Annotated in this window: 25 protein-coding genes and 1 pseudogene; 18 read left to right on the forward strand and 8 right to left on the reverse strand. The window is 35.5% G+C overall.

Annotated elements, in window-relative coordinates; genetic code table 11:
* Positions 1–84: 84 nt before the first annotated feature.
* The 6 genes and pseudogenes from JCM12304_RS13115 to JCM12304_RS13140 all read right to left on the reverse strand — a co-directional run bounded on the left by JCM12304_RS13115 (position 85) and on the right by JCM12304_RS13140 (position 5,032).
* Positions 85–921, reverse strand: a complete 837-nt coding sequence (locus tag JCM12304_RS13115; RefSeq protein WP_060680867.1) for a YitT family protein — start codon at positions 919–921, stop codon at positions 85–87.
* A 318-nt stretch (positions 922–1,239) separates the two neighbouring features.
* Positions 1,240–2,040: a hypothetical protein gene (locus tag JCM12304_RS13120; RefSeq protein ID WP_019379165.1), complete on the reverse strand. Its 801-nt coding sequence runs from the start codon at positions 2,038–2,040 to the stop codon at positions 1,240–1,242.
* A 30-nt stretch (positions 2,041–2,070) separates the two neighbouring features.
* Positions 2,071–2,538: a hypothetical protein gene (locus JCM12304_RS13125; protein ID WP_172675292.1), complete on the reverse strand. Its 468-nt coding sequence runs from the start codon at positions 2,536–2,538 to the stop codon at positions 2,071–2,073.
* Positions 2,539–2,724: 186 nt separating this feature from the next.
* A pseudogene (locus tag JCM12304_RS13130) lies at positions 2,725–4,316 on the reverse strand (T7SS effector LXG polymorphic toxin).
* A gap of 32 nt (positions 4,317–4,348) precedes the next feature.
* Positions 4,349–4,633, reverse strand: coding sequence for a YwqI/YxiC family protein (locus tag JCM12304_RS13135; protein WP_060680869.1), 285 nt, complete (start codon positions 4,631–4,633; stop codon positions 4,349–4,351).
* A 6-nt stretch (positions 4,634–4,639) separates the two neighbouring features.
* A complete protein-coding gene (locus tag JCM12304_RS13140) occupies positions 4,640–5,032 on the reverse strand; it encodes a YwqH-like family protein (RefSeq protein WP_060680871.1) in 393 nt (130 codons plus the stop codon).
* 435 nt (positions 5,033–5,467) lie between these two features.
* Between JCM12304_RS13140 and JCM12304_RS20405 the strand changes: the two genes are divergently transcribed.
* From JCM12304_RS20405 to JCM12304_RS13210, 14 genes are all read left to right on the forward strand, one after another.
* On the forward strand, positions 5,468–6,100 hold the full coding sequence (locus JCM12304_RS20405; RefSeq protein WP_369813168.1) for a DUF443 family protein: 633 nt from the start codon (positions 5,468–5,470) through the stop codon (positions 6,098–6,100).
* A complete protein-coding gene (locus JCM12304_RS13150; protein WP_060680875.1) occupies positions 6,101–6,808 on the forward strand; it encodes a DUF443 family protein in 708 nt (235 codons plus the stop codon).
* Between the two features lie 250 nt (positions 6,809–7,058).
* Positions 7,059–7,742, forward strand: coding sequence for a DUF443 family protein (locus JCM12304_RS13155; RefSeq protein WP_060680877.1), 684 nt, complete (start codon positions 7,059–7,061; stop codon positions 7,740–7,742).
* Positions 7,743–7,844: 102 nt separating this feature from the next.
* Entirely contained in the window at positions 7,845–8,426 is a 582-nt protein-coding gene (locus JCM12304_RS13160; protein WP_060680879.1) for an O-antigen ligase family protein, read from the forward strand.
* Positions 8,427–8,666: 240 nt separating this feature from the next.
* Positions 8,667–8,867 (forward strand): YjfB family protein, encoded by a 201-nt coding sequence (locus JCM12304_RS13165; RefSeq protein ID WP_060680881.1) that lies wholly within the window; start codon positions 8,667–8,669, stop codon positions 8,865–8,867.
* Between the two features lie 112 nt (positions 8,868–8,979).
* Positions 8,980–9,501: a cupin domain-containing protein gene (locus JCM12304_RS13170; RefSeq protein ID WP_060680883.1), complete on the forward strand. Its 522-nt coding sequence runs from the start codon at positions 8,980–8,982 to the stop codon at positions 9,499–9,501.
* Positions 9,502–9,709: 208 nt separating this feature from the next.
* Complete coding sequence (locus tag JCM12304_RS13175; RefSeq protein ID WP_060680903.1) at positions 9,710–10,639, forward strand: alpha/beta hydrolase; 930 nt, start codon at positions 9,710–9,712, stop codon at positions 10,637–10,639.
* A 188-nt stretch (positions 10,640–10,827) separates the two neighbouring features.
* Complete coding sequence (locus tag JCM12304_RS13180; protein ID WP_019379142.1) at positions 10,828–11,853, forward strand: sialic acid TRAP transporter substrate-binding protein SiaP; 1,026 nt, start codon at positions 10,828–10,830, stop codon at positions 11,851–11,853.
* 19 nt (positions 11,854–11,872) lie between these two features.
* Positions 11,873–12,340, forward strand: a complete 468-nt coding sequence (locus tag JCM12304_RS13185) for a TRAP transporter small permease (protein ID WP_019379143.1) — start codon at positions 11,873–11,875, stop codon at positions 12,338–12,340.
* Positions 12,341–13,621 carry a TRAP transporter large permease gene (locus JCM12304_RS13190; protein WP_019379144.1) on the forward strand — a complete coding sequence of 427 codons (1,281 nt, stop codon included), beginning with the start codon at positions 12,341–12,343 and terminating at the stop codon, positions 13,619–13,621.
* A 145-nt stretch (positions 13,622–13,766) separates the two neighbouring features.
* Positions 13,767–14,615 carry a MurR/RpiR family transcriptional regulator gene (locus tag JCM12304_RS13195; RefSeq protein ID WP_019379145.1) on the forward strand — a complete coding sequence of 283 codons (849 nt, stop codon included), beginning with the start codon at positions 13,767–13,769 and terminating at the stop codon, positions 14,613–14,615.
* 158 nt (positions 14,616–14,773) lie between these two features.
* Positions 14,774–15,457 (forward strand): N-acetylmannosamine-6-phosphate 2-epimerase, encoded by a 684-nt coding sequence (locus tag JCM12304_RS13200; RefSeq protein ID WP_060680885.1) that lies wholly within the window; start codon positions 14,774–14,776, stop codon positions 15,455–15,457.
* Between the two features lies 1 nt (position 15,458).
* On the forward strand, positions 15,459–16,265 hold the full coding sequence (locus JCM12304_RS13205) for an N-acetylneuraminate lyase (protein ID WP_369813167.1): 807 nt from the start codon (positions 15,459–15,461) through the stop codon (positions 16,263–16,265).
* A gap of 375 nt (positions 16,266–16,640) precedes the next feature.
* Entirely contained in the window at positions 16,641–17,537 is an 897-nt protein-coding gene (locus JCM12304_RS13210) for an ROK family protein (protein WP_019379148.1), read from the forward strand.
* 82 nt (positions 17,538–17,619) lie between these two features.
* Here the strand turns inward: JCM12304_RS13210 and JCM12304_RS13215 are convergent, their stop codons facing one another.
* A complete protein-coding gene (locus tag JCM12304_RS13215; RefSeq protein ID WP_019379149.1) occupies positions 17,620–18,114 on the reverse strand; it encodes a PTS sugar transporter subunit IIA in 495 nt (164 codons plus the stop codon).
* Positions 18,115–18,277: 163 nt separating this feature from the next.
* Here JCM12304_RS13215 and JCM12304_RS13220 point away from each other — a divergent pair, with 163 nt between their 5' ends.
* On the forward strand, positions 18,278–19,816 hold the full coding sequence (locus JCM12304_RS13220; protein WP_060680887.1) for a PTS transporter subunit EIIC: 1,539 nt from the start codon (positions 18,278–18,280) through the stop codon (positions 19,814–19,816).
* On the forward strand, positions 19,817–20,506 hold the full coding sequence (locus JCM12304_RS13225; RefSeq protein WP_060680889.1) for an N-acetylmannosamine-6-phosphate 2-epimerase: 690 nt from the start codon (positions 19,817–19,819) through the stop codon (positions 20,504–20,506).
* Between the two features lie 46 nt (positions 20,507–20,552).
* Here the strand turns inward: JCM12304_RS13225 and JCM12304_RS13230 are convergent, their stop codons facing one another.
* Complete coding sequence (locus JCM12304_RS13230; protein ID WP_060680891.1) at positions 20,553–21,359, reverse strand: MurR/RpiR family transcriptional regulator; 807 nt, start codon at positions 21,357–21,359, stop codon at positions 20,553–20,555.
* A gap of 268 nt (positions 21,360–21,627) precedes the next feature.
* Here JCM12304_RS13230 and JCM12304_RS13235 point away from each other — a divergent pair, with 268 nt between their 5' ends.
* The gene (locus JCM12304_RS13235; RefSeq protein WP_060680893.1) at positions 21,628–22,200 is read left to right on the forward strand and encodes an STM3941 family protein; all 573 of its coding nucleotides are present in this window, start codon (positions 21,628–21,630) and stop codon (positions 22,198–22,200) included.
* 397 nt (positions 22,201–22,597) lie between these two features.
* Positions 22,598–23,788, forward strand: a complete 1,191-nt coding sequence (locus JCM12304_RS13240; protein ID WP_060680895.1) for a coenzyme F420-0:L-glutamate ligase — start codon at positions 22,598–22,600, stop codon at positions 23,786–23,788.
* The last annotated feature ends 57 nt before the right edge of the window (positions 23,789–23,845 follow it).

Raw genomic sequence — 23,845 nt, forward strand, 5'->3', positions numbered from 1 at the left:
GGCTGAGCGCATGTCAGTAAGAAGATTATATTTCTAACAAACAAAAAGCAGTGGAAAGGAAGATACATTCCTTTCTACTGCTTTTTACTTTTTCCCCCATGAGAAGCTTCCGCCAAATACGTCACGGACATCATGGATAACAACAAATGCTTTATCATCAACGGAATTAATGATTCGCTTTAACTTCATCAGCTGGTATTTATTAATAATGATATAAGACATATCCGCTTCTTTTTTTAAATATCCTCCGTACCCTTTAAATACTGTTGCACTCGTATCCATCTGACGAATGACTTCATCCGTAATTTCAGGTGCTTGTGTCGAAATGACACTGACAGCCTTTCGCGGATCAAGCCCTTCAATTATGAGATCAGATGCTTTCTTTCCAATAAATAAAAGAATGATCGTATACATTGTATTTAGAGTTCCGATAATAAATAGCCCTGATAATACAACGACTGCATCAAATGCAAAATTTGTTCTTGTTAAATCCCAACCAAGCGTGTGATGTAACATACGTGCAATGACACTTGTCCCACCCATAGAACTACCTGTTCGAAAAATAAGCCCTGTACCTATCCCACCGAAAAAACCGGCGAAGATTGCAGAAACAAGGGGATCACCTAATGGCTCGATGTTATTTTCCGTAATAAAAATAAATAAAGATATAAGAGGTGCAGCAAGTACAGTTAAAAAAATATTACGTCTTGGCAGCACACGGTAACCAATTAAAATAACGATTGTAGCTAATATGAAATTCACGATACCTGGAGACCATCCAAACGCATAGTGGAGGATAACTGATATACCGGTTAGGCCCCCGTCACCAAGATTATTTGGGATAATTAAAAACGTGACGGATAACGCATAAGCCAGTGCACCAAGCGTAATAAATATAATATCTCTAAATAAATTTCCCATCCCAAAGCTCCTTGTCCATATAATAATTAGGAATAAAATGCTCACCTAAACCGCATTTTTCCCTATTTATAAAATATAAAACGCATGGGAAGAGATTGGGTAATTAGGGAGGGGAGTTAATGTGGGAACACCATCAGTCTTATTAGAGAGTATTAAATTATATAATTAACTACTTGTTAAAATCTCATTTCGGTTCTTGAAGAAATAATACAACTAGTATTAATTCATGGCGATAAACTTTTGAGACTAGGGTCGATTTATACACTATATAAAAAGCCACAGAAATATCTGTGGCATCTACAGGGTTTGACGATATAATTAATGAGAAATTCCAAAAAAAGCATAAATTGCATTCTGAACTTCCTCGAAATATGTATTTACGGGAACAGGCTGCATCATAACATGCTGATTCTTTTCTAGTCCATCATAATCCATATGCCAGATATAATGATCTCCAGGAACAAAGAATTGCACATTATCAAATTCAGAGTGGTCTTTTACATAATTTGATTCCATAAACGATATATTATTAAATTCTTGACCATTCCGCAGAAAATCAGAAGCAAAGTGACGTATCGGAACTGGTTGATTAAGATCATCTGCCATAGCCTGAACTACAGGGGCTGGAGATGTGTGGAACTCGTCCACAAGTTGTTCTGAGAGTTGCAAGGGTTGCCAGCCGTTCATTACTCTATCAGTATTTGGTAAATCATAGTGAGTCCGTAGTAGATCACTAAGCTTATTAGCTTTATCTGGAAAGGAAAAACGATGTTCGGCTTCTTCAATTTGTTGAACAAGTATGTTATCTTTGTTTAAAAAATGAATAATTAACACTTTACGGGTTTGCATATTAATAGAACGAATCTTTTTCTTAGCATGGACAAGTAGATATAGAAGGTCCTCTAATCCTCGAGCAATACCTGTTTCTTGATTAGAATCCCAATATCCCTTTTGCTTTAAAGAGGTTTCTGTTTCTTGTACGAAACGAGAAAACTGTCCTTCGTCATTAACTAAGCCGTGATCATTAATTATCTGACTAGCGATACTCTCATAACCACAAAGGGATAAGGATGCAGCCAATTCATTAACTGTTAATTTGATTTCACCAGTTTCTGTCATAATAATCTCCTTTCATCCTATAATAAATTTTTAATCACCAAAAATCATATTAACTCCAAATAACTGCCAAATCAGTAAGAGGACAAAAATTACTGCTAATAACTTGTTTATCACTAACGGCACAGAACGCAATAATTGCTGAGTGTGGTAATTAATTCCAGTCGTAAATATAGCTATGTACTTATAAAAGTAATCCATCTTTGTATTGCATTTATCAAATACATTGGCTTCATATAAAGCTATGGTTAATGGATGAAAGATAACTGAGAATGCCGCAACCATGAAGTTAGTTGTAATAGCAAGAAAGACAACGGTACTTGGAAAAGCAACACCGGCTCCCAAAAATAGAAGGGAGAATAATAATACAGCTGTAATCGCACTCACTAAACCAATCCATTCATTTCTGCTATTTCTAAAATGGTAAGTAAATTTATTCTCCGTTTTACGGAAACCAGCGATTATTGCTAACAGAACAAGGAAGGCTTGAGGGAATAACATAAATATATAAATATAATCAGCACCATCCCAGTCCCAACTTTTGTAATTAATGAGAAATAACAATAAAACTATGCCGAGAATGCAGTTTGCTTTTAGAAAGAAAAAAAAACTTTTGAAAACAGAGAAAGCCGCTTTCTTTTTTTTGTTTAAATGCTTCTTCATATTTATACCCCAATTCTATAGTTCTCAATTAAAAATGCCAGACAGAAATTTTGTTGAATCAGAAATAAAGTCTCCTACTTCTTCTGTCAACTTTTTTGTGGTATTAATAACCGCTTCTTTACTATCTTGGTAGCGATCACCAATCCATCCACCAACTTCCTCTCCTACTTCTTTTATATTTTCTTCTATTAAAATTGACCCTACTATACTTATCCCAGCACCAACAGCTCCACCAACTATAGTGCCTATACCTGGAGCGATAGCAGTACCAATAAGGGCCCCGGTTGTTGTAAGGCCGGCAGCACCTATATCCAAACCAAGACCTGCTACAAATCTACCAGTCTTTTCTGAGCCTGAAAGGTTTTTGTTTTCATCTTTAATAAACTCGGTAGTATTAAAGCCGATAGATAAAGCCATTCCTACATAAGGAACTCTCTTTAATAAATTCTTAGCTTTCCTAGCATCGGTTACTTGTTCTGCAGTCTTCTTCCAATCTACTTTCATACTATAGTCCTTTAAGCTATTTTTATCGAGCACAAGAACATTAGAATAATTGTTAGCAACTTTTCCAAAACTGAGTTTTGTTGTGCCTGGTTTCATTCCAATTAGTTGTTTAAGAACACCACTGGGGGCGTTGTTATACTTTGATAGGTATTTCCTTAAAGGGTTGGCCGAAGCAGGGTCACCTTGTTTTAATAGTTTATGGATATTTTCTGCTAACTTTGATCCATATTTACCATTTACCTTTTTCCATTTTGAAGAAGCAGTAACAACAAAGTTACCTTTTCCATCTTTCGTCATTTCAAGCATGTTACTATTCATAATTTGAAATGCGATAGCTCCTTTTGCGACTCCGTATGCCTTAGAAGCATTACCCATACTACCGATCCAATTAGCAACTTCGCCTTGTATCGTGCTGTCTCCTTGCTCAATGGAAAGTTTTGTAGCATTTTCTATCATCTTCTCAATCATATCCGATTCAGAATAATAGGTTTCTATTTCCTTTAATTGTTTATCAGTCAAAAATACGCCACTATTCGTCCAGGTCTTTATTTTGCTGGTAAACTTTGCAACTTCATTTATAGACTCCTCCGAATTTTCGAGACTTGCAGTATTTACTTCATCAAGTGTCCCCAACTTGTTTACGGTACTATCACACTTCTCTCTAGCATTGGCTATCTCTTGATTAAAAAAATAAGAAGATACAGATCCAGCACCTGCAATGTCGCTAACTAAATTATACTCATTATTGATACTTTCAATAAGTGTACTAGACATATTCTCTAACTGGTTTAATTTCGTTTTGACTGTTGTTTCAATAAATTCAGTTTGAATAAATGCGTCATTATTTTCAAAAGCATCCACTGAATTTTTAATCTCTTTTAACGCACTTATATATTCTTCAAGAAATAGATTGAATAGAATTACTGCATTCAGATGCAATGTTACAAAGTGATCTCTTATGCGTCTCCGCCTTCACCTTCTAAAGCACTATCCAAATTTATAAAACTGTTAATTGCATCCCTTAAAGCAAGTATTTGCTCTTTTTCGGTTTCTTTATTTTGAATGAGCTGATCCAATCCATCCTTTACTTCGGATACTTTAATCGCCTTCATTTCTCCCGCTCCTTGCTTATTATCAGTTATCTTTAATCTATTCTTTGTGGCCCCATTTGACCTGCTAATTGTTCATCCTTCTCTACATATGTTTGAATACTCGACTCTATATCTTTTTCCACATGAAGTAAGGCAGATTTATATTGCTTTATTGCTGCGTAATAACTTTCTTCGACTGATTGGATTTTATCTATGAAGTTAACAGTTGATAGGGAGAATTCTGGTTGTGGGTTAGTCGTATCCAAATCCTGTGTACGCTCATTTAATTGTTGCAATACAGGGGAAACGACTGATTGGTTCACTTTAATTTCTGGCATTAGTAACTAACCTCCATCAGTTTGTTGTAGAAAACGTATCTCGTTTCTTTTAGATATGATTGTACTACTTAATTGGTCATTCGAATTTTCTAATACAGCTATTTTAGAGGAGATATTATCAAGAAGTGTTTCAATTTGTGATTGTAGAATATTGGTAAATTGACTTCCAACTTCCTCTCTTATTTCCAAAAACTCTGTTGCGTATTTACCTTGCCATGTATCATTACTTAGGTTCGGTTCTGTAACAAGGGTTCTCTTAGACCCAAGTTCTTTTTGATCAGCAATTATATTCGTTTGTGCATTTTTTAATTTCGCAATATCAGCATTATTATTGGAGATTTGACTATTTAGAGCATGAATTCCATTAGTTAATAAAAGAATCTGATATGAATGATCCATTTCTACTACTCCTCATAATAAATAATGGTAAATTTTACTTCCTTATGAGTATATACAAAATAGATAATTTAAGAAATAAGTTTCAAATGAAATGATGCTTTATATCTAGTATAAAATACTCGGTTATTAGAGAATTTTAATAAATTAGTCATTAATACCTAATTAGACCGTGTAAGAAATAGAACTCATATACATGATTTCAAACTAGGGTTGTTCAGTTATCAGATAAGAATCTTTAGATTATTAAGCGAGTATAAATGATAGTCGGGGAATAATTTTAACTCAAGAAGACTCTTGGTATTTTAAACCTTAGAAAATCGCTTATCCTAATGTTAATATCTTAAATTATATGATACATTAATTAAAATAGTAGGTTACTATAGTTGTTAAAATTATTTTTGTTTACTGAGGATGATTTAGTTAAAGTACGGTGATATAAAAGGAGTATATAAAAATCCAAGATACCGAATTTTAAGCATGGACAATAGTAGTTATATTATGGATGTAGGAGACTCATTATGGAAGATTTTTATTCCGTTTGTATATTGGTTTCTGCCTCATAAGGTATATAAAATTGAAGATTATCAAATTGTTGAAAAACTAATTAGCCCTTCTGTTAAACAGAGCAACACACGACCTATATTCGGAACTGGAATATCTATTTTGATTGCTAGCTTAATCACTCCCTTTATCAACATTTTTGATATACCTACATCTTTGATATTTAATATTTCAGTCATTGTATTCCTGTTGATTGTTAGTTTTATTTTTTTATCTTATTTGAACAAGATGTTTCAGCGTCATTTAAATTCGAAAGTAAATATAAACGAATTACAAAAGAGCAAACTATTAGTAAGGCCGAGGTCTTTAAAGTATATAATTAAATTCCTATTCAGTTATTTTTTTATTTTATTGTTTATCGTAATGGGGAGCTCGCTCTATTTGATCCACGGAAATGCATTGGTGTTGGTAATTACTTTATTTTTGTTAGCCTTTTTATTCTTAATAAGCTTATTAGCTATTCCTGTGGGGGAAGTAATCTCACATTCAAAACACAAGGAGAATTAAATGTTTCATAGACAAAAGAAGGGTAGTGCACAAACTGTGAATTGTGAGGTTGAATTTGTAAATAAAAATATGAGATATAATTTGCTTACAATTAATGGGGAAACCTACATTTTTGATAAAGATCGTTCTTTCTGGGTGTTTTTCTTTCCATTTGCTATTTGGTTGACCTCACACTATGTTTTTAGAATAGACGACAAAAGTAAAATAGATCAACTTAAAAATCCTAAAGATTCTCATTCTAAAACAGGGTTATTTAGTTTTCTTGGAGTTGGCGTATCCATACTTCTGGCTAATTTACTAAGACCACTAATGGACTATTTTAATATACAAATAACACCACTGTTTACTTATTCAATTCTTTTATTTGCTTTTTTTATAATCATTTCAATTAGAAAGTATTTAAGTAAAATAAACAAAAAAAGTTTATGCAATATAATTGAAATAGAGAATATAAAAATGGAAAAAATTAGAATTAGACCAAAGTCTATTAAACATTTTCTTAAGTTTATATTTGGCTACTTATTTATTTTAGCGTTCAATATTCTTAGTGTTGCACTGTTTATTGAATTTGGAAATATAATGGTATTGTTGTTTTTTATGATCTTTGCACTCGTTCTATTCATTTTTAATATTGCTACCGTCGTACCCGGTAGAACAAAGATTAAATTTGTAAATGCTAATTCTGTTGGCAGTGAAAATATTCATTAATTATAAAATTCGATAGGTAAGGAGAAAGTAAGTTTTCAATTGGTTCAAATTGTTTATTTTAAAAAGCACAAGTAAACTCATGAATATTAATAGAGGACCAATCTTGTAAGTAGAAGAAATAAATATTTAATTTTTCGAGTTGTATTATCTACAGTGGTTTAGTACTTTATCAGGTGAATATTGAGCAACAAGCAACGAAGCTTTTATAAAAGATGAAGTAATCTCACGTGTGAAACACAAGGAGAATTAAATGTTTCATAGACAAAAGAAGGGTAGTGCACAAACTGTGAATTGTGAGGTTGAATTTGTAAATAAAAATATGAGATATAATTTGCTTACAATTAATGGGGAAACCTACATTTTTGATAAAGATCGTTCTTTTTGGGTGTTTTTCTTTCCATTTGCTATCTGGTTGAGCTCACACTATGTTTTTAGAATAGACGACAAAAGTAAAATAGATCAACTTAAAAATCCTAAAGATTCTCAATCTAAATCAGGAGTATTTAGTATTTTTGGAGTTGGCGTATCCATACTTCTAGCCAATCTGTTAAGACCAATAATGGACTATTTTAATATACAAATAACATCTTTGTTTATTTATTCCGTTCTTTCCATCACCTTTATTATAATTGTTTTAATTAGAATATTTTTAAGTAAAATGAACAAAAAAAGTTTATCCAATATAATTAATTCAAGTAATTTTAATTTTGAAAAAGTACGGATAAAACCCCTGTCATTTAAATATGTTTTTAAATTTCTATTTAGTTACTTATTTATTATTGCGTTTAATATAATATGCATTGCATCATTTGTCATATATGGAAATGTGATGATGTTATTGTTTTTTATGTTTATGGGACTGGTTCTATTAATTTTAAATATTGCTACCGTCGTCCCCGGTAGCACAAAGATTAAATTTCTAAATAATTATTAGTTAAAAACGTGTAAGTTGTATAGCAGCAATTTACTTCACTTAACTTGAGATGAAGTAAAAAATTGTTCATTGTAATTAAAGAGAGGGTGCGAAGGCTGAAACATGAATAACAAATTTTTTTACATTGGCCCTATACTGATTTTTCTCGTCTTTATGCTTGCAATGTTTATTATAAATTCAAGTATTAGCATGATTGGTTATGTTTTAGGAGTAGCGACACTAATAATAAGCTTAATTTTAGTTGCTAACCAGCGATTATCAAGAAAGCATTTTAGCGGGGTTTTTTTGGGGTTAATTTTAATTCTTGGTTTAATTATACTAATGGTTAAAACTCAAGACTTTCCTGTGGTTACAAAAAAGCAAATTCATGCTGCAACTGATCATTTAGAAAATAACAATGATATATTACAAGCTGTAATAGAAGTGGAAGAAGAAACAATTTCCTGTTCGATGAAAGTGAAACACAATTCTTCCGAGGAGGAAAAAGAAGAGCTTGGAGAAAGTTGTGCAAAGGTGTTGGCAAAAGAAGTGAGTAAAAATAGCGCTTTAACTAAACCAACTGCAAATTATTTGGGTGAGCTTTATGACTTTTATTCTTTGGAGCTTATGGTAGGAACAGATCATGAAGAAGATGAAATTATGTTTATGAGGAAAAATAAAGATACAAAAGAATTAGTATGGTAGGAATGCTTCGCTTTCATTATTGTCTTCAAATAAAGATGCCAAGTAATGAAGAGGTAGTTTTGGAGGGATTGGGTTTTCACGAAAGTGATGCGTGCTATCTAAAAAAGAAATAGGCGATCATAAATATCTTCCCTCTTAATCTTATAATACCTTTACATAAATAAAAATTAGCCGATAATAACAACAATTGCTCCACACTAGTACAATAATTTAAGAACAACAAAAAGGAGGTAAGCTAAAATGGATGTTGCGTTAATGTCGATGGCTCTTAGTCAAGGTAAAGTACAACAACAAGCCTCTTTGTCTGTAATGAAAATGGCTATGGGAGATGCAAAGCAAGAGGGAGCAGCAATGCGGGAATTACTTGGTACAACAGATGCATCGATCATACAACGTGTTGCTCAGCCGCATATAGGTGGTAATGTAGATATAAAAGGATAGGAAATTTAAAATAGCAGCCACTAAAAGGCTGCTATTTTTGTTCGTGATGAGTGAAATTAACGATAAATAGGATTAGTATTTTAGTTAAAGATAATACAAAGGAGAGTGTATCATGAATAAACGAGAAGCTGCGTATTACATTTCCAAGCTTGGTCTGGAAGCCCATCCTGAAGGAGGGTATTATAAAAGCACCTATCAGTCGGAAGAGGCGATTTCCGATAAGGAACTAACCGTTAATTTTGCAGAACAACGTAAACTGTATACGAGCATTTATTTTCTGCTTACCTCTGAAGATGTGTCCCATTTTCATCGGTTGAAGTCTGATGAGGTGTGGTATTTTCATGCAGGTAGTCCCTTAACCATTCATATGATTAAGCGAGATGGGCAATATGAGGAGGTAAAGCTTGGGTTAAATCTTGAAAATGGGGAAATTCCACAAGTGGTAGTTCCTAAAGGCACTATTTTTGGATCGTCTGTTAAGGAGAAGCATACTTATTCACTTGTTGGTTGTATGGTGTCACCTGGATTTGATTTTCAGGATTTTGAGTTATTTACTCAGGATCAATTGTTATCCAATTACCCTCATCATAAAGAAATTATTAAAAAATTGGCATATGAGCATATACCGGAATAAATGGTTGGATGGAGAACAAGCTGCAACGTGCTTGTTCTTTTTTCTTCAAATCTCACTTAATTGAAGGAGAGGAGACCTATATACTCCTTCTGTAAACTATCAGTCTTTTATAAAAGTGTAATTGACAGTAAGTTATCAAATTGATAGACTGCTTTTTAAACCAGTCCTTTTCTAAAAATATTAAATTCAAAAAGGGGAAAAGAAAATGATAGAAGAGCGGGTCCATCCTGATTTAAAGAAATATTTTCAACGACTAACAGAGAAGAATATAGACAACGTGCAAGAACTGCGTGCTGGCGATGAAAGAGAAGCTGTGCCGGTACATGAAAACATAGAGATTACGAATCGATACATACAGGGAGAGGAAGAGCATGAAATCCGGTTAAGGATGTATGCAAACATAGAGGCTGATCAGGGCGAAAAGCCGTGTCTTTTATGGATTCATGGTGGCGGTTACATTAGTGGCAAGCCGGAAATTAACGATCGTTTATGCCAACGATTTGTGTTAGAAGCAAATTGTACTGTGGTTTCTGTTGCCTATCGTTTAGCTCCTGAAAATCCCTATCCTGCGGCATTAAATGATTGTTATACAGCATTAAAATGGATTACGGATCATGCAACAGAGTTAAAAATAAATCCTGAAAAAGTTGCCATTGCAGGAGTAAGTGCAGGCGGTGGTTTAGTTGCGGCACTATCCCTCCTGGCAAGAGATCGAAAAGGACCCAAGATAGCCTTCCAGATGCCATTGTATCCAATGATAGATAACCGTATTGCAACATCTTCCAGTCAAGAAATTTCCGACCTGCGAATTTGGAATGGAATATTTACACAAAAGGCATGGAAACACTATTTAGGTGACTTACCAATGGAATCAATAGATATGTATGCCGTACCGAGTCTTGCAGAAAATTATCGTAATCTCCCTCCAACATACACGTGTGTTGGCGACTTGGATCCATTTAAAGATGAAACATTGGAGTATGTACAAAAGCTAAGTGAAGCTGGTGTGCCGGTTGAATTTCATCTGTATCCGGGTTGCTTTCATGGCTTCGAATCAATGGTACCGGAAGCAGCTATTAGCAAAAAAGCTGAAAGCGAATATGTCTCTGCTTTGAGATTTGCTTTCTATAATAGATAGATCTATCAAGCTAAGCTATTTTTGTAATAACTAACAAATCTCGTTAATTATGATTCTTTTAATTTCATGACATTTCATAATCAAATAAAAAATAATGTTGACAATTGATCATCATTAATGATAATATTTATGTAAATTAAATGAAAGCGCTTTTAGCTGCTTTTCAAATTTCAAAGGGGGATTTATAAATGAAGAAAAGTTTACTTTACTTAGGAATTCTACTTCTAGCATTAGTAGGTTTAGCGGCCTGCTCTGATGATAGTGGAGAAGGATCAGCAGAGGGAGGAGACTCCAAGGAAAGCTATGAATTGAAATTTGGTTTGGTTGCTGGTAATCAGCAAGTAGAATATAAAGCTGCTGAAAAATTAGCTGAATATGTTGATAAAGAAAGTGATGGTCAATTGTCAATTAAAATTTACCCAAGTTCTCAACTAGGGGATGACCGTGCAATGCTTGAACAACTTCAAGAAGGTACATTGGATGTGACATTGGCAGAAGCTGGACGTTTTGGAATCTGGGAACCTCGTGCATCCCTATTGGCTCTACCTTACGTAGTAGATGATTTCGAACAATTGAAAGCAGCAATTAACAATACAGATTACGGTAAGAATTTATTAAAGGATTTAGAAGAGAAGCATAACTGGAAAGTTGTTGCGAGTGCATATAATGGTACACGTCAAACTACTTCCAATCGTGCAATTGAAAAGCTGGAGGACATGAAAGGTTTGAAATTACGTGTACCTGAAGCAGATACATTGTTAGACTATGCAAAGTATACTGGCGCATCTGCTACTCCAATGGCATTTACAGAAGTATACACAGCTTTACAAACAAATGCAGTAGATGGACAGGAAAATCCATTAACTACAATCGATGCACAGAAGTTCTATGAAGTACAGGATTACCTTGCAATGACAAATCATGTTGTAAATGATAACGAGTATGTTGTAAGTACAAAAACACTTGAAAAATTACCTGAAGATTTACAAGGAATCTTAATCGACGGAATTAACATGGCAGCAGATGAGCATACAAAGATGGTGCAGAAGCAAGAGGAAGAGCTTGTTTCCAAGTTTGAGGACGAAGGTGTAACCGTTACCGAACCAGATCTAGCGCCATTTAAAGAAGCTGTTTCTGAAGCATATCCCAAATATTTGAAAGAAATCGGCGACGGAGCTGAAGATTATCTAAAACAAATTCAGGAAGCAAAATAAAAAGTTAAGGTGAAGTCTTATGAAGAAGTTTTTTGCTAACCTGGAAGAAATTATTGGAGGGTCATTATTCATCATCATGTTGATGATATTGACCCTGCAAATTTTTTCCCGGCAATTATTTGATATACCATTAACATGGTCGGAGGCATTGGCGAAATTTATTTTTGTGTATGTTGGTTATCTGTCTATCTCATTCGGGATCAAAGAAAGCAACCATGTACTCATTGATTATTTTGTTAATAAGTTCCCCCCTGTTATTCGAAATGCGATCTATTATATTTTTCAATTGGCAATCTTTGTGGCAATTGCCGTGATTGGTTATTTGGGTTATATTATGGCATTGCGTAAGGTGCCTGTAGAAATTGTTTCCTTGCATATTTCCTATATGTATATGTATGCGGCTTTACCTATCATCTCCATTCTTATGCTTTATAGATTGATAGAAGTAAACGTAAAACACATCAAGAAGAAAGGGGAGGTGGAGTAAATGAGTGCAGTTGCAATTCTTATTGGTTGGCTCGTACTACTATTTCTTGGAATGCCGGTTGGATTCACGCTAATTATTGCTGCGCTCGTTTATTTCGCTACCAATGATTGGAACATGGCGTATTTCTCTGCTGCTAAGTTAATTGACAGTATTGATACGTTCTCTTTATTGGCAGTTCCTTTCTTTATTTTAACTGGTTCGTTAATGAATTCATCAGGAATTACAGAGCGTATTTTTAACTTTGCAAAGTCATTTGTCGGTCATTTTACTGGCGGATTAGGTCATGTAAATATCATGGCAAGTCTTCTTTTCTCCGGTATGTCCGGTTCCGCATTAGCAGATGCTGGTGGTATCGGTCAGTTGGAAATTAAGTCCATGCGTGATGAGAAGTATGATGATGATTATGCTGGAGGATTAACAGCTGCTTCAGCAATTATTGGACCAATTATTCCTCCAAGTATCCCGTTAATTATTTATGGTGTAGTGTCAGACCAATCCATTGCTTCTTTATTTTTAGCAGGGGTCATTCCTGGTTTAATTATGACAGCGAGCTTGATGGTTATGGCTTACTTTCTGGCAAAGAAACGTGGTTATCAAAAGGCAGAGAAAGCATCAGGAAAAGAACGATTTAATTATTTTAAGAAATCTTTTTGGGCATTACTGACACCAGTAATTATTATAGGCGGAATTTTCTCCGGCTTCTTTACACCAACAGAAGCGGCAGTAATTGCTACTTTGTATGCGATGTTCCTAGGGTTCTTTGTGTACAAGGAACTAACTTTAAAGAAATTTTTTATTAATGTCGTAGACTCCATGCGTTTAACCGGGATTGCGGTATTAATGATCATTGGTGTGGAGTTCTTTGGACAAATGATTGCGATTGAGCAAATTCCAATTCAAGTAGCTGATTTCTTCTTGAATGTAACCTCTAATCCAATCTTGCTATTATTGCTCATTAACGTATTGCTGATTTTCCTTGGTATGTTTATTGAGTCTTTAGCATTGTTGATCTTATTAATTCCTATATTGGTTCCGGTTGTGGTAAGTGCAGGAATTGATCCGGTACACTTTGGAATTATTGTCATTTTAAACTTAATGATAGGTATTTTAACACCACCAATGGGTATGGCCTTGTTTGTGGTGTCCAAGGTAGGGAACATTCCAATGCATGTCATTACAAGAGGAGTTATACCGTTCTTAATTCCACTTGCAGTAACCTTGCTACTACTTACACTGTTCCCGCAGCTTGTACTGTTTTTACCAAACTTACTGAATCCATAAGGGGTAAGGAGAAAAATACCTTCATGTATTTTTCTCCTTTTTTAAGGATATGGGGTATACAAGAATAGGCACTTGCGCTTTTCTTTATAACCTTTGATATACTTATAGTAATCATTAACTATTTATGGTAAAGGACGGGGATGGGATGTTAAATAAGGATGCTGTTCAGGGGAATAAGCGAAAGCCAACATTAATCATGGAGCAGAACAAACCGGGTTTTACGAAGTCAGAGCATAAAATATACAACTATATTAATGAAAATAAAGATGCGGTAATCTATAACTCCTTAACAGAACTATCAGAAGCAAGCGGCGTTGCGGAGGCCACTGTACTGCGTTTCTTTCGGAAGCTTGGCTTTAAAGGCTTCCAGGACTTTAAATTTTTATTAGCCCAGGAACAAATTATGGTTCCAAATCATGATAATGATCGTACAATCGTGGAGAAAATCCGCAGTCATATTGTTCAGGCTGTTAATGATTCTGCTGAAATGGTCGATCTGGATGTGTTAAATCAGTGTGTGGATATCATCGATGATAGTCAGGATGTAGTTATTATTGGTGTAGGCTCTTCTGGTATAGCATGTGAGGATATGCATAATCGATTGATGCGTATTGGTAAACATGCGGAAGTTTTGACCGATCCGCATTTTCAAGTAATGAGGGCATCAACTATGACGGAAGATACGGTGGTCATTGCTGTAAGTCTTTCCGGAAGTACGAAAGACGTCTACGATACAGTGGAAATTGCCAAAGCGAACGGAGCAAAGGTGATTGCGTTGACAAACTATGTGAAATCACCACTCACTCGCTTGTCCGATTATGTTCTTTTATCCTCTGTGAAGGAAAGTCCGTTGGATAATGGTACATTAGTATCGAAAATTTCCCAGCTTTACTTAATTGATTTAATTTGTACAGGATTAACGATGAAAAATGTGGATAGGGCAAAACAAATTAAAATGAAGATCAGTGAAAATGCTGCAAATAAATTATATTAAACGAACTCCTTTCGTTAATAAGAAAATATTAGTTAGTTGTCAATAATTTTGAAGATATTGACAACTAACTTTCATAAGACTACAATGACAACAGAAGAAAAAATAGTAAGTGATCCATTTAATATGGTAAACCGAAAAGGCTACTGAGGGGTTTTTATATGGAAATACTGGAAAAAGTAAAAAATCAACTAATTGTTTCGTGTCAAGCATTGGAAGATGAACCACTGCATAGCGATTTTATTATGAGCAAGATGGCATTAGCAGCGAAGCTTGGCGGAGCTGCTGGTATTCGTGCCAACACGGTAAAAGATATTAAGGCGATTAAACAAGAGGTAGAACTTCCTATCATCGCAATCATTAAAAAGGATTATCCGAATAATGATGTTTTTATTACACCGACGATCGAAGAGATAGATGAACTTTATCAAGAAGGTGCAGACATTATTGCTTTTGATGGGACAGATAGAGAACGCCCGGATGGTAAAGATTTCAAGGAATTCTTTACAGAGGTTCGTGAAAAGTATCCAAATCAGTTGTTTATGGCTGATGTGTCTACATTAAAAGAAGGTGTAATGGCCGCTGAAGCAGGAGTAGATATTGTTGCAGCGACTCTAGCAGGCTATACACCTTATTCTAAGGGAACAAAGCCTGTTGAATTAGTCCGGCAGCTTGTGGAACATGTAGATGTTCCAGTAATCGCTGAAGGAAATTTTGACACACCTGAAAAGGCAAAAATGGCTTTAGATGTCGGTGCACATGCAGTAGTAGTGGGTAGTGCCATTACGAGACCTAAATGCATAACGGAAAAATTTGTCCAAGCAATTAAAGGAAGGGATGAGTAACATGAAAGGTATTTTTACAGCACTAATGTGTTCATTTGATGAGCAAGGAAATATTAACGAACAGGGACTTCGGGAAATCGTCCGCCACAACATTGATCAATCAAAGGTTGACGGACTATATGTTAATGGCAGCACAGGAGAGAATTTCCTGATTACTACGGAAATGAAGAAACGTATTTTTGAAATTGTTAAAGATGAAGCTGGAGACCAAGTGAAGCTAATTGCTCAAATCGGTTCACTAAATATTGATGAGGCAGTAGAACTTGGGAAATTTGTTACAGAGTTAAAATATGATGCTATTTCAGCTGTAACACCTTTCTATTACAAATTTGATTTTGAAGAAATCAAAGATTATTATGAAACAATCATTAACGAAGTAAATAATGACATGATTATTTATTCCATCCCTGCATTAACTGGTGTAAATATGAGCTTAGACCAATTTGGTGAGTTACTAGCACATGATCGGATTATTGGTGTGAAGTTTACAGCACCTGATTTCTATCTGTTGGAGCGTTTACGTCATGCATTCCCGGATAAATTAATCTATTCCGGATTTGATGAAATGCTCCTTCCTGCAAGTGTACTAAACATTGATGGAGCGATTGGCAGCACATTTAATGTAAACGGTAAGCGAGCTCGTGAAATCTTTGAATTAGCACAACAAGGCAAGATCACGGAGGCGTTGGAAATTCAACGTACAACGAATGATCTTATCAGTGCTATTCTGGCAAACGGTCTTTACCAAACAATTAAAGAAATGTTAAAGACTAAAGGTGTCGATGCAGCTATTGCCGTAAGCCAATGAAGCAGATTTCAGCTGAAAAGGTTGCCCGTGCGAAAGAATTAGCAGAAAAATACATGTAATTATTAAAGGGGGGAGGGAATTAATTTTTCTTCCTTCTTTTTTCTTGGAGAGGAAGGGTGGCGTTCTCTCAAAAGAGTGAGTGCGTGTCTTAAATGAGAAGGGTGCTCTCTCATATAAACGTTTTGATTCTCAAATGAGAGGGGCGTTCTCTCAAAAGAGTGAGTGCGTGTCTCAAATGAGAGGATGCTCTCTCAAATAATCGCTTTGTTTCTCAAATGGGAAGGGTGCTCTCTCAAATAAGCGTTTTGTTTCTCAAATGAGCAAGGTTCTCTCTCAACCAGGAAAGTAATTGCATATTTAAAAGGAGTTAAAAATATGATTGTTATTGATATTGGCGGAACAGCAATTAAGTTTGGTGTGCTTACAAAGGACGGAGAGCTTCTATATCATGATAGTAAGCCTACTGAAGCTCATCAGGGTGGTATGGCGTTAGTTCAAAGAATACTTGATATATGTGATGAACTCAGTGAAACATGGAAGGTTTCAGGGATCGCGATTAGCACAGCAGGTCAAATAGATAGTACTAATGGTTTGGTTGTTCATGCAACTGACACAATCCCCGGCTATACAGGAATTCCGATTGCACAGTTGGTATCAGAGCATACAGGTCTGCCAGTAAGTGTAGAGAATGATGTAAACTGCACAGCAATCGGAGAGCATTGGAAGGGAGCTGCTAGAGGTTATGATGATTTTATCTGCGTAACCATTGGAACTGGTATTGGTGGAGCTCTATTTATGAATGGGAAGCTTTATACTGGGACTAACTTTTCAGCAGGTGAATTTGGACATATAAATCTGTACAAGGATGGCAAACCATGTACTTGTGGTAATAATGGCTGCTATGAACGATATGCATCCAGTGCGGCATTAGCTGAATTAGTTGCTGAATCTACAGGTAATAAGAAGTCTCTTCCAGATTTCTTCCAATTGGTTAGAGAAGAAAATGCTTCATGTGTAAATATTTTTGAAAGCTGGGTAGATGATTTGACTACAGGACTTCAGTCACTCGTTCATATTTTTAATCCGGAATTAATTGTTATTGGTGGAGGCATCACAGCGCAAGGAGATTTGCTTTTAAATGCTATCGAGTCATCTTTATATGATAAATTAATGCCTAACCATCGAAAAAAGCTTTCCATAAAACTTGCTGAAAATGATAATAAAGCTAATCTTCTAGGAGCAGCAAAGCATTTTATGGATAAATATGAATAGCTAAATACCCCTTAAGAAGTTAGAAAGCCGCATAAGATTAAAACTTATGCGGTTTTTCCTACATTCCTTACCTACAGACTTCCTATTTATCAACGACCATCACTTCATCCTGTCCTGCTACTACTTGTTTTTTTTCTGTTTTTTTGATTTCCCCCATATCAGCTGTATTGGTAATAATAATTGGTGTGATAGTGCTAGCAGCTTTTTGCTCGATTATTTGCATATCAAATTGAACTAACTTATCTCCAACTTTTACGCTATCTCCTTCTTTAACAAAAACTTCAAAGCCCTCTCCCTTTAGGTTAACTGTCTCTAAACCAATGTGGATTAATATTTCAGCTCCATTTTCTGCTTGTAAGCCAATAGCGTGTTTTGTTGGAAAGACCTGCATCACTTTTCCTTGTATGGGGGAATAGACAGTAGAGCCACTAGGTTTTATTGCCATGCCATCTCCCATCATTTTTTCGGCGAATACAGGGTCCGGGACTTCCTCCAATGAGAGAACCTCGCCATCCAAAGGGGCAATGAGAGAAAGTTTCGTATTATTGTCTGTTTTACTAAAAAGTTTTTTAAACATATTTCTCCTCCTTTAAAAAGAATGAATAAGAGTACTGGTAGTTTGCACATATTAGAAAAAACCATGCCAAATTAATGAAATTACAAAAAAGTGTTGATAATAATAATTTACAATATTATTATTAATATGTAAATCATTTTCAAAAAATAATAGAGGTGAAAAGATGAAAAAAGTACTTTTTGAACAAGCACAGCGGTTTGGTAAATCATTCATGCTTCCTATTGCTGTATTGCCAGCAGCTGGTTTACTTTTAGGAATTGGTGGAGCTTTCAGCAATCCGGCAACAGTTGAAGCTTATCCTTTCCTTAATCAAGCATGGCTGCAAGCAATTTTTACGATTATGAGTTCTGCAGGTAATATAGTATTCGCAAACCTAGCAATTATTTTTGCTGTTGGGGTTGCTATTGGATTAGCCAGATCTGATAAAGGTACAGCTGGTTTAGCAGCTGTTCTGGGATACTTAGTTATGAATGCAACAATTAATGCCATGCTTATTATTACAGGGAAACTTGCAGAAACCGATCTTGCAGAGGTTGGACAAGGGATGATCCTTGGTATTCAGTCTCTGGAAACAGGGGTTTTTGGTGGTGTGGCTTTAGGTTTATTAACATACTGGCTACATCAAAGATATAATAAAATTGAATTACCGCGTTTTCTAGGATTTTTTGGCGGTTCCCGATTTATTCCAATTGTCACCGCTTTTAGTTCAATTATTTTAGGAATTATTTTATTTTATGTTTGGCCTATTATTCAATCAGGTATTTTTTCACTTGGAGGATTGGTTGAAGCAACAGGCTATATCGGAACATTTATTTATGGGTTTGTTTTACGTCTGCTTGGTCCGTTTGGTTTACATCATATTTTCTATATTCCCTTTTGGACTACAAGCTTAGGTGGATCCATGATCATTGATGGTACCCTAATTGAGGGAACTCAACGGATCTTCTTTGCTCAACTGGCACAGCCGGATGTAGAGCAATTCTTCATCGGAACAGCTCGCTTCATGGCCGGAAGACATATTACCATGATGTTCGGATTGCTTGGTGCATGTTTAGCAATTTATCACACTGCTAAGCCAAAGAATAAAAAGAAAGTACTTGGATTAATGTTATCCGCGGGTCTTACTTCCTTTTTAACTGGTATTACCGAACCAATCGAATTCTCATTTTTATTCATTGCCCCCGTCCTATATGTAATTCATGCTTTTTATGATGGGATTGCCTTTATGCTTGCACATATGTTTGAAATAACAATTGGTCAAACCTTCTCAGGCGGGTTTATCGACTTTCTATTGTTTGGTGTATTGCAAGGTGTGGACAAAACAAACTGGATCTGGGTGCCAATTATTGGTGTGCCATGGTTCTTCTTGTATTACTTCACATTCAAATTCGTTATTCGTAAATTTAACTTTAAGACACCTGGTCGTGAAGATGAAGACGTGGAAGTCCAAAACTTCACTAAAAATGAAAGAGCAGAAGCGATTGTTAAAGGACTTGGAGGAAAATCCAATATTAAAGATGTGGACGCATGTGCTACCCGTCTCCGCGTAAGTGTTCATAACTCGGAATTGGTGTCCAAAGAAGAATTAAACAAAACAGGTGCTAAAGGTGTAGTAGCAAGCGGTAACGGCATTCAGGTTATTTATGGACCAGAAGTAACGACAATTAAGAATCAAGTTGAAGAAGAATTGGGAGAGTTATAAATGAAAAGCGTATTAAAACAGCTGGAGAACCAACTGATTGTCTCTTGCCAAGCCTTGGAAGATGAGCCCTTACATTCTTCTATGATTATGGGAAGAATGGCAGTTGCCGCTTTGCAAGGCGGAGCAAAGGGAATTCGTGCTAATTCGGTTGCAGATATTAAGGAAATTAAAACGAAAGTGAATCTGCCGGTCATTGGCATTATAAAACAAGATTATCCGGACAGCCCGATTTACATTACCCCTACATTAAAAGAAGTTGAGGCGTTGTTGAAGGCTGATACCGATATGATTGCAATGGATGCGACAAATCGAAGCAGACCTAACGCAGAAAAACTTGCAGATATTGTTCACTATGTAAAAGAGAATAGACCAGATGTTGCACTCATGGCGGATATTTCTACAGTAGAAGAAGCCATTCAAGCAGAAAGGGCAGGTTTTGATTGTGTTTCCACAACACTTGTTGGCTACACAAAAGCCACTGAGGGTGACAGTATTTTCGCGAATGATTTTGCTATACTGAAGAAAATAGTTGCAGCAGTTTCCATTCCTGTGGTTGCGGAAGGAAAAATTGATACACCAACCAAGGCTGGTTTAGCATTAGAAAATGGAGCACATTTTGTCGTTGTCGGCAGTGCAATTACAAGACCACAATTAATCACAGAAAAATTTGCAGAAGCAATTCAGCCCTGAAATTAAAGAAAAAAGCATAGAATCCATGTCGTGTTTTTCGTGGATTCTATGCTTTTTTATATGCATGTAAAGCACGTAACGTTTCATTATGTTTATTGTAAATACGTTCATTTTGCAAAAGCATCATACTAAGAATATCCAACGAAATTAAGATGGACAATTGACTATTTAAAAATCCTTTATCAAGGTAATGCTGTATGCTGGCTGTATATAAAATTAAGTCTGAACTATTAGCTAAATCTGTTTCTGAATAGTTCGTAATGGAAATTACTCTTGCTCCTTTTTGTTTAGCTAAGTTTATAGCTTCAATGATCTCCTTTGTTTGCCCGGAGCTGGAAATGGCAATTACGACATCTCTTTCCGTAAGAATAGAAGCATTGATGATCATGGCGTGTGAATCAATATGTGTATCCACAAATAACCCCATTCTTGCTATTCGTGTTTTTAACTCCTGGGCAGATAAACCAGAGCTCCCAAGCCCATATATATGTATCTGTTCTGAATCCAGCACCCAGCTACATGCCGTTTTGTAATCCTGAATATTTGTTAAGGAGTTAGTTGATTTGATAATCGTTTGATAAATAGAATCAACGGTTTCAATAGCGTCATGTGGTTCGTCTCTCCTCTCTACGGCATCTCTCAGTAGAATTTTAAATTCTACAAATCCGCTGGCCCCTACTTTTCTACAAAATCGTGTAATTGTAGCGACAGAAACATCAATTTGCTGAGCCAACTCTTTTATATGTATATTTAATAAAGTTGTATTGTTTTGCATTACATAATCCGCTATTTTCTTTTCAGTATTACTTAATGTTTGGTACTTTAGCTGAATTTGATCGAGAATAGACTTCATTTCCTTGCCCCCAAGTTAAAGAAAGGTTAATTATTCAATATACATATAATTATAGCCTAGATGTGATTTGGTTTGAAAGTATAGTGTTGATAAATAAGAATAATACTGCTTTTCATTGGAAAAGGCAGCTTTAAATTTTAATTCATGTTCTTTTTTACGAGAAGAGCAATTATTTGAAACTTTATATCTAAAATGGGTCCTACTACACTTGTAATTAGAATTAATCATTATTATGCTGCTATAAGATGGAAGAAAAGGGAGTGTTTTAATGGAGGAATTTGTTGTTTATCCAAAGAAAAAAAGAATGGTTGTATTAGCGTTATTTTCCACCATCTTTGTGTTTTTATGTGGTGGAATCTTTTTATTACTTTTAGGTGACGGGGCAACTGGAGTTCTTGAAAATCTGTTATTAGTCCTAATGCCAGTGTGTGCTGCTTTCTTTGCAATAGGGACTTATTTTTTTACAAAATCCGTAATAAAAAGAAAGCCAGCTGTAATCGTTTCAAAAGAGGGTATTACAGATAAGTCCACCATGATCGGACCCGGATTAATTAAGTGGCAAGAGATAGAAAAAATCGATGTAGTTTCTATAGGTGGGCAACCTCACTTAGCTATTTTTACGTATGATCCGGATGCTATTAGAGATCGATCAACAGGACTTGTAAAGGTATTAAATTCCTTAAATAAAGGGCTTGTCAGTGCACAAGCAAACATTCCACTGAATAATTTAGATTGCTCCATTGATGATTTGTTTAAAAATATAAATGATCAATGGGAAACCACAATGAATTCCATGGAGCCTGAAGAAGTGGTCTCATGGACGATGCTAGATGAAGAATAAAGATTTCTAGGGATATGATTAAATTTAACAAAAATCAACTTGAAGTAGATTAGGCCGCGGAAATATGAGAGAAGCAGCCACTCAAATGAGAGAGAAAGCAGAAATATGAGAGACACAGCGTCGCAAATGAGAGAACCGGCAGAAATATGAGAGACACAGCGTCGCAAATGAGAGAAACAGCAGAAATATGAGAGACGCAACCAGACAAATGAGAGAACCAGCAGAAATATGAGACACAGTCGCCACAAATAAAAGTTCACCATAAATTCAATCAAAATCTTCATATTTCAATGCCTTCCAACACTATAGAATCTTTAACTTTTCCCTTTACTTCTACACTAAAAAACGCGTATAGTTATATAGTACTTATGCAGTTTACATACAAGGAGAGATTTTTGTGGAAAGAGTTGTGGGAACCGTAGTAAGAGGGCTTCGTTGTCCAATTATTAATGAAGGTGATCAAATAGAAGAAATTGTCGTTGATAGTGTTTTGAAAGCATCAGAAACGGAAAAATTTGCAGTTCAGGAACGTGATATAGTAACGTTGACGGAATCCATTGTAGCACGCGCACAAGGAAACTATGCTTCTGTTGACGATATAGCAAAAGATGTTTCAGCTAAATTTGGGGAAGATACAGTCGGAGTAATTTTTCCAATTTTAAGCCGAAATCGCTTTTCCAATTGCTTAACAGGTATTGCGAAGGGAGCAAAAAAAATTGTTCTTATGTTGAGCTATCCCTCTGATGAGGTAGGAAACCATCTTGTGGATTTAGATTCTTTAGACGAAAAGGGAATTAACCCATGGACAGACGTCCTATCAGAAGATGAATTTCGTACCCACTTTGGTTTTATGAAGCATACTTTTACCGGTGTAGATTATATTGAATACTATAAATCACTTGTAGAAGCGCAGGGAATTGAATGTGAGGTTATCTTTTCCAATAGCCCGAAAACAATCTTAGATTATACGAAAAGTGTTCTAGCTTGTGATATTCATACAAGAAATCGGACAAAACGAATCATAAAAGAGAATGGCGGTAGCAAAGTGTACGGGCTTGATGATATTCTGTCTGCTCCTGTAGATGGAAGTGGCTATAATGAAGAGTACGGTTTGCTCGGCTCTAATAAATCTACCGATGAAGCAGTGAAGCTTTTTCCAAGGGAGTGTCAGCCAGTGGTTGAGCGGATCCAGCAAATGATTTTGGAGAAGACAGGTAAAAATGTAGAAGTAATGGTCTTTGGTGATGGTGCATTTAAGGATCCAGTAGGTAAAATTTGGGAGCTCGCTGACCCGGTTGTATCTCCGGCATATACAAAAGGGCTTGACGGAAGACCGAATGAAATTAAATTAAAGTATCTTGCTGATAATAATTTTTCTGAGCTAAAAGGAGAAGAACTACAAAAAGCAATTTCCGAGTTCATTGACAATAAAGGCGAAGACCTTGTTGGCGCAATGGAGGCTCAAGGAACAACTCCTCGTAAACTGACGGATCTGATTGGCTCACTTTCTGATCTAACTACGGGAAGCGGAGATAAAGGTACACCAATTGTTTATATTCAAGGATATTTTGATAACTATACAAAATAAAAAGGCAGCATCTCATGTTTATGAGATGCTGTTTTTTTGAATAAGTATAATAATTAA

The organism is Virgibacillus halodenitrificans JCM 12304, from assembly GCF_001310895.1.
Classification (GTDB): Bacteria; Bacillota; Bacilli; order Bacillales; family Amphibacillaceae; genus Virgibacillus_Q; species Virgibacillus_Q halodenitrificans.

Excerpts from the sequence above, each read along its gene's own strand:
- JCM12304_RS13160 (WP_060680879.1), top strand. The coding sequence starts at position 7,845 with ATGAATAACAAATTTTTTTACATTGGCCCTATACTGATTTTTCTCGTC.
- JCM12304_RS13135 (WP_060680869.1), bottom strand. The coding sequence starts at position 4,633 with ATGCCAGAAATTAAAGTGAACCAATCAGTCGTTTCCCCTGTATTGCAA.
- JCM12304_RS13235 (WP_060680893.1), top strand. The coding sequence starts at position 21,628 with ATGGAGGAATTTGTTGTTTATCCAAAGAAAAAAAGAATGGTTGTATTA.
- JCM12304_RS13180 (WP_019379142.1), top strand. The coding sequence starts at position 10,828 with ATGAAGAAAAGTTTACTTTACTTAGGAATTCTACTTCTAGCATTAGTA.
- JCM12304_RS13215 (WP_019379149.1), bottom strand. The coding sequence starts at position 18,114 with ATGTTTAAAAAACTTTTTAGTAAAACAGACAATAATACGAAACTTTCT.
- JCM12304_RS13225 (WP_060680889.1), top strand. The coding sequence starts at position 19,817 with ATGAAAAGCGTATTAAAACAGCTGGAGAACCAACTGATTGTCTCTTGC.
- JCM12304_RS13125 (WP_172675292.1), bottom strand. The coding sequence starts at position 2,538 with ATGTTATTCCCTCAAGCCTTCCTTGTTCTGTTAGCAATAATCGCTGGT.
- JCM12304_RS13210 (WP_019379148.1), top strand. The coding sequence starts at position 16,641 with ATGATTGTTATTGATATTGGCGGAACAGCAATTAAGTTTGGTGTGCTT.
- JCM12304_RS13185 (WP_019379143.1), top strand. The coding sequence starts at position 11,873 with ATGAAGAAGTTTTTTGCTAACCTGGAAGAAATTATTGGAGGGTCATTA.
- JCM12304_RS13120 (WP_019379165.1), bottom strand. The coding sequence starts at position 2,040 with ATGACAGAAACTGGTGAAATCAAATTAACAGTTAATGAATTGGCTGCA.
- JCM12304_RS13195 (WP_019379145.1), top strand. The coding sequence starts at position 13,767 with ATGTTAAATAAGGATGCTGTTCAGGGGAATAAGCGAAAGCCAACATTA.
- JCM12304_RS13220 (WP_060680887.1), top strand. The coding sequence starts at position 18,278 with ATGAAAAAAGTACTTTTTGAACAAGCACAGCGGTTTGGTAAATCATTC.
- JCM12304_RS13230 (WP_060680891.1), bottom strand. The coding sequence starts at position 21,359 with ATGAAGTCTATTCTCGATCAAATTCAGCTAAAGTACCAAACATTAAGT.
- JCM12304_RS13140 (WP_060680871.1), bottom strand. The coding sequence starts at position 5,032 with ATGGATCATTCATATCAGATTCTTTTATTAACTAATGGAATTCATGCT.
- JCM12304_RS13200 (WP_060680885.1), top strand. The coding sequence starts at position 14,774 with ATGGAAATACTGGAAAAAGTAAAAAATCAACTAATTGTTTCGTGTCAA.
- JCM12304_RS13205 (WP_369813167.1), top strand. The coding sequence starts at position 15,459 with ATGAAAGGTATTTTTACAGCACTAATGTGTTCATTTGATGAGCAAGGA.
- JCM12304_RS13190 (WP_019379144.1), top strand. The coding sequence starts at position 12,341 with ATGAGTGCAGTTGCAATTCTTATTGGTTGGCTCGTACTACTATTTCTT.
- JCM12304_RS13165 (WP_060680881.1), top strand. The coding sequence starts at position 8,667 with ATGGATGTTGCGTTAATGTCGATGGCTCTTAGTCAAGGTAAAGTACAA.
- JCM12304_RS13170 (WP_060680883.1), top strand. The coding sequence starts at position 8,980 with ATGAATAAACGAGAAGCTGCGTATTACATTTCCAAGCTTGGTCTGGAA.
- JCM12304_RS13150 (WP_060680875.1), top strand. The coding sequence starts at position 6,101 with ATGTTTCATAGACAAAAGAAGGGTAGTGCACAAACTGTGAATTGTGAG.
- JCM12304_RS13155 (WP_060680877.1), top strand. The coding sequence starts at position 7,059 with ATGTTTCATAGACAAAAGAAGGGTAGTGCACAAACTGTGAATTGTGAG.
- JCM12304_RS13115 (WP_060680867.1), bottom strand. The coding sequence starts at position 921 with ATGGGAAATTTATTTAGAGATATTATATTTATTACGCTTGGTGCACTG.